Below are 402 nucleotides of genomic sequence, written 5' to 3'. Positions count from 1 at the left end.
TGGTGGACCAGCTCGACCGGGACCAGCTCGAGCGCGAGACCTCCACGCCGTCGCTGTTCGTCGAGCTCCAGCTCGAGCGGCTCCAGCTCGAGCGGGCGAAGTCGAGGCCGAGCGAGGAGTCGGCCGCGCTCCACGATGAGCGGCTCCACGAAGAGCGGCTGTAGTCGATGTCGCCGTTGGCGGCGCTGACGAGAGTGTTCGGCGTCAGGCCCTGGTTGGCGACCGGGATATTGCCCGCCCCGACCGACTTGATCGCCGCGTAGACGTCCAGCGCCGGGAAGCGGTTGTTGACCAGGCGCGAGGAGCCCATCAGGACGCCCTTGACCTGGTTCGGCGTCAGGTTCGGGTACTTCTGCAGCAGCAGCGCCGCCGCGCCCGAGACCATCGGGGCCGCCATCGAGG

The 402-nt window shown here is 69.4% G+C and carries 1 protein-coding gene; it reads right to left on the bottom strand.

The window, feature by feature from the left end:
- Nucleotides 1–402: S8 family serine peptidase (locus I6F37_RS43040; RefSeq protein ID WP_225154834.1), on the bottom strand; the 402-nt coding region annotated here is incomplete at both ends.

Origin of the sequence: Bradyrhizobium sp. NBAIM08 (genome assembly GCF_020193935.1) — a bacterium.
GTDB classification, from domain to species: Bacteria; Pseudomonadota; Alphaproteobacteria; order Rhizobiales; family Xanthobacteraceae; genus Bradyrhizobium; species Bradyrhizobium yuanmingense.
The sequence above is the reverse complement of the archived record's forward strand: the minus strand, read 5'-3'. Positions and strand labels throughout refer to the sequence as shown.